The organism is Pseudomonas sp. 14P5.3.2 (assembly GCF_057799175.1).
On sequence record NZ_JBYOKU010000013.1, the window covers coordinates 1 to 7,195 of the forward strand.

Sequence of the window (7,195 nt, forward strand, 5' to 3'; positions counted from 1 at the left end):
TCGCTACCAACTCTGGCGCCATGCCACAGAAGAGACCAGCCTTTCGAATCCGTTGGTGTTCACCGTGGGAGTCGCGCTGGAACTGCTCGCCCCTTGGATCAAGGAGAACAACGGCGACAGCGCACTCAACCCGCTGCTGGTCAAGGACACCTTGACCGCCGTGGTGCCGGACAACCCCGAGTTGCGGCCAACTGATGAAATCATCGTCACTTGGACTGGCGCACAGGGTACGCCCGCAGGCGGTTCGCACACCTCTGTTCCTCGGCCGCTGGGCAGCAACCGGGAGTTTGCGATTCCGAATAGTGTGGTCGCGTTCAACCTGAACAAAGATGTGAAGGTGTCCTACGTCGTCATCCGCGACGGCAAGCCGCTGCCGTCCCTCGTCTTTGATTTGACTGTGTTGAGCATGCCGCAGAATGAACTGCTCAAACCGATCATCAAGGACGCGGACAACAACGGCGAAGGCCCGGAGTTCAATGTGGGCAAACTGACCGCCAATGCGATCTACCGCATGGGCATCTGGCCGTTGATTGCCCCACTCCAATATGTCTGGCTGCGCCTGACAGGTACAAACGCTGATGGCAGCGACTACAACCTTCAGATCCATACAGCACCCGGCTCATATGTCACCGACGGGTGGATCACGCAAGGTTATTTAGAGCGCAACATTGCCCTTGCAGGCTTGAGAAACCTGAAAGATGGCAGCACGCTGACCATGGCATTCAAAGCCGCGTTCGGCAAAGACCCGAATGAGAGTCTGGCCGTGCCCTTCCCCGTGCGTACCTACACGGTTGTGACCCGGGGAGATCTGGATCTTGAACCACCCACGATCAAGGAGAACAACGGCGACAGTACGCTCAACCCGGTATTGGTCAAGGACACCTTGACCGTCGTGGTGCCGGACAACGCAGAGTTTCTGCCAACCTATGAAATAAGCGTCAGGTGGGATGGCGCTGTTGGCACGCCGGCCGGCGGGTCGCACACCTCAGTGCCGCGCGCGGTAAGCGAAGGGCTTGAGTTTGCGATCCCGAACAGCGTGGTGGCGTTCAACCTGGGCAAGCGGGTAAATGTCTCCTACGTCGTCATCATTGATGGTCATCCAACACCGTCCCGGGTATTTGAGCTGACGGTGCAAGCAATGCCGCAGAGCGCACTGGCCAGCCCCACCATCGTGCAGGCTGACAGCAACGGCAATGGCCCGGAACTGTATACCGGCGACCTGACCCAAGCTTCCGTACGCATGGGTGACTGGCCGCTGATCGCCCCCGACCAATACGTCTGGTTGCGCCTGCGCGGGACCAATGCCGACGGTAGCGCCTACGCACGCGAGATCTGGAGCGCGCCGAACAACGTTACCGATTCAGACTGGATCACCAACGGGTTCTTCACTTCCGATATTGCAGTCGCTGAAATCAAAAACCTGCAGGATGGCAGCAGCCTGGCACTGGAGTTTAAAGCGGCGCTTGGTCAGAGCACGGTGGAGAGTGAGGCGGTGCTGTTTCCGGTGCGCACTTATACGGTCAGGGCGTTGGAGGATGTGCAACCAGAAATTACTCGGGCCGAAGACTCCAAAGGGGTGGAGATTCTTCAGGACAGTACGACCATCGATCCTAAGGTCAAGCTTTTAGGGTCCGCGACCAAAGGCCAGAAAGTTCAGATCAAAGATGGCACAACCGTCAAGGGAGACGCTGACGTCGATCCGACGACAGGCCTGTGGGAACGGACCGTGACCGGCTTGAGCGTGGGCGATCACCGATTCACCGCCACCGCGCTGTATGGCAGTGGACAGGTATCGGCTGAGCGACGACTGAAAGTCATAATTCGAGTTGCTCCTGTAATCACCCGTGTAGAAGATCAGAACGGCAACTTCATCCCCAGAGAGTCAACTACCACCATGAGGACATTGATCGTGAAAGGTACTGCTACACCGAACCTAACGGTCGCGGTCGGCTACGGCTATAATTCCTCCGGCGCCATTATTGAAACGGCGAACGCTCCGGTGGATGCTAAAGGTGAGTGGACAGCCACTTTTTCTTCTCTGAGTACTGGATATTGGTGGGTAACTGCGTATCACGGAGAATGGGGTCCATCTTGGGGTGTTCACATTCGGTAAAGCAGCCATAACGGACTTGCTCATCCGGCGAACGGTCTGAATCCGAACAAAAAGAGCGGACAGATTGATTTATCGATTATCTCCCTATCGATTTATTGATCCGTCCGCTTTTATTTCAACTTCAGAAAATTCGAGGACAGTTAATATTTAGCCGATATCTGCACTTAAGCATTCTGAAGCCGTAGAACCCCACGAGAAGGCCTGCCTGCACCCGCGCAATCGCCATCAGTGTCTTTACGACTTCCGGGCGCGACTCAAGTCGTTCTACGGCATTGCCCATTGGGACATCCCATGTCGATTATCCCTTCGACCCAACATTATCCAGCGCCTGATTCACCGCCAACTCCCCCAGCATCACTACTTGGGCAATGCCCAGCGCGGTATTGCGGCTCGGCCCTTCCAGCGTCCCGGCGAAGTCACCGAGCAGGACCGTGGCCGAGGCCAGGGATTCGCAGGCGTTGGCCAGCAGGGATTCAGTGTCGGTTTGCGGGTTGACCAGGAACATGCTGCTGGGGGTGTAAGGCGTCGCCATGATGTGCGCGGGCGCGAGGTAGTGGTCGAGGGCGCGTTCAGCGGCTTCGTGGAGTTTTCTGGAGTTGAGTGATTCGTAGGGTGATACCGGGTCTGTGGCCGGCGGATTGGGTGGGGTTTCGGGCATCAGCGGGAACTCCGATCGAGGTACTTTGAAAGGATTACTCACTGCAGGAGCTGCCGAAGGCTGCGATCTTTTGATGTTGGTTTTAAAAGCAAGATCAAAAGATCGCAGCCTTCGGCAGCTCCTACAGGGGGCCGCGTGATTAGTTCGGCACGCGGCGGCCGTCCAGCACTCGGTTGACCATCAGTTCACTGAGCATGATCACCTGATGCAGCATCAGCATCGCCCGGCGCTGTGGGTTGTCGACGACGTCGCCGATGTCGCGCGCCATATCACTGGCGGCGGCTAATGATTCGCAGGCTTCGACCAGCAATGTTTCTTCGTCCACGGTGGGGTCGATGAGGAAGATTCGGCTTGATTTGCCTGACGGTACTGAAGGGATCGAGATCTTCAGTGCGCCGGGGTTGAGGTAGAAGTTGATGGCGCGGTCGGTTGCCGCTTTTATCTTCTGCGGGTCGAGGGCTGGGTCGTATGGGATCGGGTCGACGTCTGGGGGGTTGGGTGTGGCTTTGAACATAAGTGACTCACTGTTTTAAATAAATGAGGAGCCATCACTCTCGCTACCAAACGAAGGGTGGCGGCCATTTGTGGGTTGGTAGACCGGTCAAAACAGTAAACCCGGCGCTCCCGAAGGAGCCCCACGCATGGCCACCATAAAAGCAGAGCCCCAATAACGGACCTGTAATGTGGCGCACGACTGTAATGAAACGGGCTACCAAACCCGATCACTGATTTTCAGTGACAGGGAAACGATATAGCCCGGCCCATGGTCGTGTAAGCCGGCGGATTCTGGCGTACGCGTAGGTAACGGCGCAAGGTGTTGTAGCCGTTATGGCGTAACGGTTCGTGTACTTTAAACGTGGTTGCGTGGGTGCGTTTATGCGTGTGTGGTGAACCGGGATTGCTCCTGTAGTTTTGATGCTGTCTGGTAGACCGCTTTCGCGAGCAGGCTCGCTCCCACAGTTGGAATGAGCGCATTCAGTTGGGAGGGTGATCGGCTTGTGGGCCGTCATCGCTGGCGAGCCAGCTCCCACAATTTGACCGAGAGCATTCAGTCAGGGATTGGTCGGCTCGTAGGCCGTCATCGCCAGCAGGCCAGCTCCCACAGTTGGATTGAGTGCATTCAGTTGGGGACCGGTTGGTTGTCAGGCCGCCATCGCCAGCAGGCCTGGACGAAAAACAGGGACGGGTTCATGACCCGTCCCTTTCGATTTGTGCACTTCAGGCACAAGCCCGGCCAATCAGCTCCGGCAATCAGTCCCGCGCCAGCGCCTCGATCGGGTCCAGGCGCGAAGCATTTCGCGCCGGGACGAAGCCGAAAACGATGCCAATCAGCGTCGAGCAGATCACCGCCGTCACCACCGAGGCCATGGAGAAGACCATCTCCCACTCCTTGATGAACAGCGAAAACAGATGGCCGATGGCATACGACAGGGAAATGCCGATGGCCCCGCCGAGCAGGCAGACCATCACCGCCTCCACCAGGAACTGCTGACGAATGTCCGACTGGCGGGCGCCGACCGCCATGCGAATGCCGATCTCGCGGGTGCGCTCGGTGACCGACACCAGCATGATGTTCATCACGCCGATGCCGCCGACCACCAGCGAAATCACCGCGATCAGCGACAGCAGCAAGGCCAGCGAGCGGCTGGTTTTCTGCACGGTCTGCATCACGCTGTCGAGGTTGTTGGTGTAGAAATCCTTGATGCCGTGGCGTTGCAGCATCAATTGGGTGACGTGATTTTCCACGACTTTGCTCGACTGGCCGTCCTTGATCCGCACGCTGATGCTGTCGAGAAAGCGCTGGCCGAGCAGGCGCCCGGCAGCAGTCTCGTAGGGCACCCAGACGTTGAGGGTCTTGCCCGAGGCAAACAGGTTTTTGTTCTCGGCTGCCACGCCGATCACCGTGCACGGCAGGTTGCCGATCAGGATCACCTGGCCCAGCGGATCGACGCCCTCGGCGAACAGCCGATGCCGGGTGTTGTAGTCGATCACCACCACCTGCGCCTGACGCCGCGCATCGCTTTCGCTGAAGGTGATGCCCGCCTCCAATTTGATCCCGCGCACCTGAAAGTACTGCTCGCTGACGCCGTTGATCTGCGCGTCGAGGTCGATGTTGCGATAGCGCAGGAGCATGCTGCGGCCGACCACCGGGGTGGCGCTGTCGACGTAATACAGTTGATTCAGCGCGGTGACATCCGCTGGCACCAGTGTCTCGATCGAGGCGGCGCGCTTGTCGCCGAAACTGGTGCCGGAATAGATGTCGATGGTGTTGCTGCCGATCGCCGAAATGTCCTTGAGCACGTAGTTTTTCGCGCCCTCGCCGATCGCCGAAATCGACACCACCGAAGTGATGCCGATGACGATCCCGAGCATGGTCAGCAAAGTGCGCATGCGGTGCGAAATCAGCGCCACCCAGGCCATGTTGAAGGCTTCCTTGAACAGCCCGAGGCTAGCCACCAGGCGGCGGGTCGCCGGGGGTTTTGGCGGCACGTCTTCACCCGGCAGTTGCCCGGTATCGCGCTGGTTGCGGCGGTCGCTGAGGATTTCACCGTCGCTGACTTCGATGATGCGCTCGGCGTTGGCCGCGACTTTCGGGTCGTGGGTCACCAGAATCACCGTGTGCCCGGCCGCGTGCAGTTCCAGCAGGATGCGCATCACTTCCTTGCCGCTGGCGGTGTCGAGGGCGCCGGTGGGTTCGTCGGCGAGGATCACTTCCCCGCCATTCATCAAGGCCCGGGCGATACTCACCCGTTGCTGCTGACCACCGGAGAGCTGGCTCGGCCGGTGGGTCAGGTGCCCATCGAGACCCAGTCGCGCCAACAGCTCGCGGGCGCGGGCGTGGCGTTGCGGCGCGGGAATGCCAGCGTAGATTGCCGGCATCTCGACGTTGTGCATCGCGCTCAGGTGCGGCAGCAAGTGATAGCGCTGGAAGATGAAGCCGAAGTAATCGCGGCGCAGCTCAGCCAGCGCCTGATCGTCAAGGTCGCGGGTCTCTTGGCCGTTGATCTTGTAACTGCCGGCGGTGGCGTAATCGAGACAACCGAGGATGTTCATCAGGGTTGATTTGCCGGAGCCGGAGGCGCCGATGATCGCCACCATTTCCCCGGCATTGATCGTCAGGTTGATGTTCTTCAGTGCGAGAAATTCACGGTCGCCGGCGGTAAAACTGCGGGTGATGCCGGTCAGTTGCAGTAACGGCTGCGTCATGCTCAAGCCCCCGCCACGGCGGGCAACGGATCACCGATCACCACCCGCTCGCCTTCGCTGAGGCCCTGATTGATCTGCACTTTGACGTTGTTGTTGATCCCGGTCTGCACGTTGCGCGACTGCGCCTGGCCCTTGGCGTCCAGCACCCGCACCGGAAAACTGCCATCGGCGTTGCGTGGCCCGAGCGCGGCCACCGGCACGGTCAGTACCGATTGCGCGGTATCGAGGACGATGCGCACTTGCGCGGTCATCGAAATGCGCAAGCGATGGTCGGGGTTGGGCACCTCGAACAGCGCGTTGTAGAACACCGCGGTGTTTTGTTTCGGCGTACCGGCCGGCGGCGTTTCGAGGAAGTTCTGCGGTGCCGGCTCAGTGCCGCGCAGCTTGCCGTAATAGCGTTTGTCTTCACCGAGAATGGTGAAATACACCTCCTGCCCCGGCGCAATGTGGATCACGTCGGCTTCCGACACTTGGGCCTTGATGGTCATGGTGTCCAGATCTGCCAGTTTCAGCAGCACGGGTGCCAACTGATTGGCAATCACGGTCTGGCCTTCCTGGGTGACGATACCGACCACATCGCCGTCGATCGGCGCGACGATCCGCGTATACGCGAGGTTGACCTTGGCGGTGTCGATCTGGATGTGCGCGCTCTTGATCTGTGCGTCCAGCGACAGCAGGTTGGCCTGCTGCACCTCGTAGTTCGATTGCGCGGTCTCGAAATCCTGACGCGAGATCGAGGCGTCTTCCTGCAGGTTCTGATAACGCTCGTAAATCGCTTTGGTCTGCTTGAGCTGGGCTTGCGTGGCACGCTTTTGCGCCTGCAGGTTTTCCTCATCGACCTGCGCCTGACGCAGGGTGTTCTGCAGCACCAGCGGATCAATCTCGGCTAGCCACTGGCCCTTCTTCACCTTGTCGCCGACCTTGACCTTGAGCGACTTCAACTGCCCCGACACCTGAGCGCCGACGTCCACCTGCTTGACGCCTTCGAGCAAACCGGTGGCGAGCACGGTGTTTTCGATATCCGAGCGTTCGACCGGCGCCGTCTGGTATTTCGGCGCTTCGGCGGGTGCCTGCACCGTGTACAGCACCAACCCGGCCACCGCCGCCAACGCCAACCCCATACCGACTTTGCGCAACTTCGACTTTTCCATAAATAACCACAAGTCCGTTCAGGGATGAACCCGGCCAGAGGCCGGGTCTTGATAGAAAAACAACAC

General features: G+C 59.2%; 4 protein-coding genes and 1 pseudogene. 1 reads left to right on the forward strand and 4 read right to left on the reverse strand.

The window, feature by feature from the left end:
- A pseudogene (locus AC27VU_RS12910) lies at nucleotides 1-2,113 on the forward strand (hypothetical protein); the annotation flags it as partial.
- A gap of 298 nt (nucleotides 2,114-2,411) precedes the next feature.
- On the opposite strand, the gene AC27VU_RS12915 reads toward AC27VU_RS12910, so the two are convergent.
- The 4 genes from AC27VU_RS12915 to macA form a co-directional block, all read right to left on the reverse strand.
- Complete coding sequence (locus AC27VU_RS12915) at nucleotides 2,412-2,771, reverse strand: DUF6124 family protein (protein ID WP_488724204.1); 360 nt, start codon at nucleotides 2,769-2,771, stop codon at nucleotides 2,412-2,414.
- A 139-nt stretch (nucleotides 2,772-2,910) separates the two neighbouring features.
- The gene (locus AC27VU_RS12920) at nucleotides 2,911-3,285 is read right to left on the reverse strand and encodes a DUF6124 family protein (protein WP_003224224.1); all 375 of its coding nucleotides are present in this window, start codon (nucleotides 3,283-3,285) and stop codon (nucleotides 2,911-2,913) included.
- A gap of 737 nt (nucleotides 3,286-4,022) precedes the next feature.
- Nucleotides 4,023-5,978, reverse strand: a complete 1,956-nt coding sequence (locus AC27VU_RS12925) for a MacB family efflux pump subunit (RefSeq protein ID WP_003224216.1) — start codon at nucleotides 5,976-5,978, stop codon at nucleotides 4,023-4,025.
- A 2-nt stretch (nucleotides 5,979-5,980) separates the two neighbouring features.
- A complete protein-coding gene (gene macA, locus AC27VU_RS12930) occupies nucleotides 5,981-7,129 on the reverse strand; it encodes a macrolide transporter subunit MacA (RefSeq protein WP_003224213.1) in 1,149 nt (382 codons plus the stop codon).
- Between the last annotated feature and the right edge of the window lie 66 nt (nucleotides 7,130-7,195).